This is a genomic window from Anabaena sp. AL09 (assembly GCF_001672255.1).
Taxonomy (GTDB): Bacteria; Cyanobacteriota; Cyanobacteriia; order Cyanobacteriales; family Nostocaceae; genus Dolichospermum; species Dolichospermum lemmermannii.
This window is the reverse complement of the sequence record NZ_LJOQ01000078.1, coordinates 1-2,614: the sequence shown is the minus strand read 5'-3', so window position 1 is coordinate 2,614 and position 2,614 is coordinate 1. Positions and strand designations below refer to the sequence as shown.

Below are 2,614 nucleotides of genomic sequence, written 5' to 3'. Positions count from 1 at the left end.
TCATCATTCGTGAGGGAAACTTCTACATCTGTGGATAAGTTATTTTCCCTTACGAATTTCTCAGTCTCATCATTCGTGAGGGAAACTTCTATATCTGGGGATAAGTTATTTTCCCTTACGAATCGTTCAGTCCCGTCATTCGTGGGGGAAATCTCTATATCTGTGGATAACTGGTTTTCCCTTACGAATTTCTCAACTAAATCTTGGGGTGCGATAGCGAAGCGCTCCGTAGGAATCGCTAATTGATCTATTAGTTCATCATCTTGACCCCAAAAATAACACTTTAAGTCAGTGTGACTATTGCCATACTTGACAGAAAAATACTCACCGGGGCTTGCTTCTATAATTTCCCCAACTCTACCGTTAAGAATGTACTCACCAGTTTTAAATTCGGGTCTGGTAATTGGTAATTCAGAAGAGGGAACGGGGAATAGGGAACAGGGAATTTCAATTTCCCAAAGTCCGGGCATACCTCGCGCTGGGATTGGTTCATCAAGTATTTCTACATTTTCCAACTTCCAGGCATAACGGCCAACTTCCCACAGTCCACACCTTAATTCTGTTTCAGTTTGTTGACTGATAAACTCTTCAGTCATTTTGATACAGTCGGTAAGTTGAGCGATCGCTACCACAGATCCAAAAGGTATTTCTTCCCCTACTAATAAATCAGATAATTGATTGACTTGATAATCCGTTGTTTCTTGCCTAATAGCTGCATGAATAGTTATTTTCCCCCGATAATTAGTAGCTTTACCCCTGGTTTCATAATGTTTATACCTACCTACCAAAGAAGCCCAAGGTTGATGTAGAGTAATTGCTTTAATTTTGCTAGTTGTCGGAGTTGTCGGAGTTGTCGGGGTTAATAATTCTGACTCCTGATTAAGCAATTCCAGCGAATTCTGCGAGATAACAGACTCTTTTGAGGGCAATTTCTGCTTGTTGAGGTGTAACTGCTCGTCCGTAGAGGTCAACGCAGTGCCGTCTGTTTTTGATATGGTGTCCTGTAGCGGGATAAACGGGAGTTGCACTGATAGCATCTCGCCAGTGTCCGCTAATGGGTACTCCACCCAACCAATCGGGAATCCCATCATCCACCCCGCGACTGATGGATGTAGTTTGTCCCCCTTGTGAATGAATGGCCGCAACTTCTGCTCCAATCTGTTTGTGCCAGCCGGTCTGCACCCCGTTGAGCCTTTGGGATACGTCGTAGGAGTAGGCAATAATGAACAGCCTTTCTCTTTCATGGGGTGCGCCGAGTTTCGCTGCTGATATGATTTGCGGATCTTCCCAGAAATATCCAACCATTCGCAGTCCTCCAAGAACCCCTCTAAGTCCGTTTCTGATAAGTCCTGCGGGGTTTTCAATAACAATGAAATCAGGTCTTCCTGTAGCGATCGCTCTGAGAGCATAGAACCACATTCTTGATTCTGGATGTTCAAGCCCTGATCCATTTCCGGCAATGCTTGTACCTGTGCAGGGGAATCCAATTGTGTACAGATTAAATCGTCCTGGTTCTGGTTGCCAGTCTGTGATATCTGAGTGGATGGCAATTTTGGGGAATCTGTATCTAAGGACTCGTTGGGCTTCTGGATTGTTTTCGATAAAGATTGTGGTTTGAATGTTTGCTCCTGCGGATTTAATTCCCAGTTCAAATCCACCAATTCCTGCGAAGAGTGCGGCGTGAGTAAGCATGAATCCAACTCCTCTATTTTTGACAGTTGCAATTCTTCAATTTGTGTGAACGAATAAGGGACTGTTACCCACCCGTCCCAATCAACTGTAAAACCTGATTTACCTACTTTGTTAATAGCTCCCTTACGATTCTCTTTTTTGGAAAATATCCGCTGTCCTACTGTAAAATTATTCTCAGTTTCTTTGACTAATTCTTCAGTAGGTAGTTGGGATAATTGAGATAATGAAATTCCCTGTTTATTTTCTTCTAAAAATTCACTAGAATCTAGAACAATTTCATTCCAATACGGATCATATTGGTGCAATCGTTCTAGATTACCTATTTCGCTAGAATACTGTTCAGTTGAAAATAAAAGGGGTTCACAATTAGATACAGAAGTATTTTTAGATTTAGCCATGACTATTAGCCTCTAATCTTTGAACTACCAAAAAGTGCAATTATGCAACATTAGAATCTTCTGACTGTCCACCAAGATATTTTTCTCTTATTGACATCCATTGTTCATGAGGAATAGCTTCTATTTCTCGTTTGCGCTCCTGTACTTCTTTGTTTTCGTTTTCAGTTCTATCAACCTTTCTCATTGACATTTTTTGAGATAAACAGCGAGTATTAATTTGAACTTGTACAGTATTACGCCAAGTTTCTCGGTTTAATAAATCCAGTTTTTGACAAATTGCTGGTAAAAAGCGAGTGTCAAAATTTTCAAGGTTGATGTTGCCCCATTTCTGATGAAAAGATTTGCAAGATGGATTTTGACAAGCTACATTTTTATCTTGGTTGTAGTTGTAGTCAGGAATAATCTTTTCCACTAGGTGAGGCTGTATAAATCCGCTAAGTAGGTCGGCGGAAAAGTTTCTAACTATGTAACGAAAAGTTAAGAATGGTTATTTTTGTTAAAATGAATACGTTCTGTACTGTATT

2 protein-coding genes and 1 pseudogene are annotated in these 2,614 nt (G+C 40.6%); all 3 read right to left on the bottom strand.

Features of this window, described 5'->3' with window-relative positions; translation table 11 throughout:
* A pseudogene (locus AN490_RS14565) lies at positions 1–887 on the bottom strand (hypothetical protein); the annotation flags it as partial.
* On the bottom strand, positions 880–1,692 hold the full coding sequence (locus AN490_RS14560) for a DNA cytosine methyltransferase (protein WP_300004601.1): 813 nt from the start codon (positions 1,690–1,692) through the stop codon (positions 880–882). The pseudogene AN490_RS14565 and the gene AN490_RS14560, both read right to left, overlap by 8 nt.
* Before the next feature lie 438 nt (positions 1,693–2,130).
* Positions 2,131–2,502: a hypothetical protein gene (locus tag AN490_RS14555; RefSeq protein WP_300004598.1), complete on the bottom strand. Its 372-nt coding sequence runs from the start codon at positions 2,500–2,502 to the stop codon at positions 2,131–2,133.
* Positions 2,503–2,614: the final 112 nt, after the last annotated feature.

Bases quoted from the DNA above. Each gene is read 5' to 3' on its own strand.
- AN490_RS14560 (WP_300004601.1), bottom strand. From the start codon at position 1,692: ATGCTTACTCACGCCGCACTCTTCGCAGGAATTGGTGGATTTGAACTG.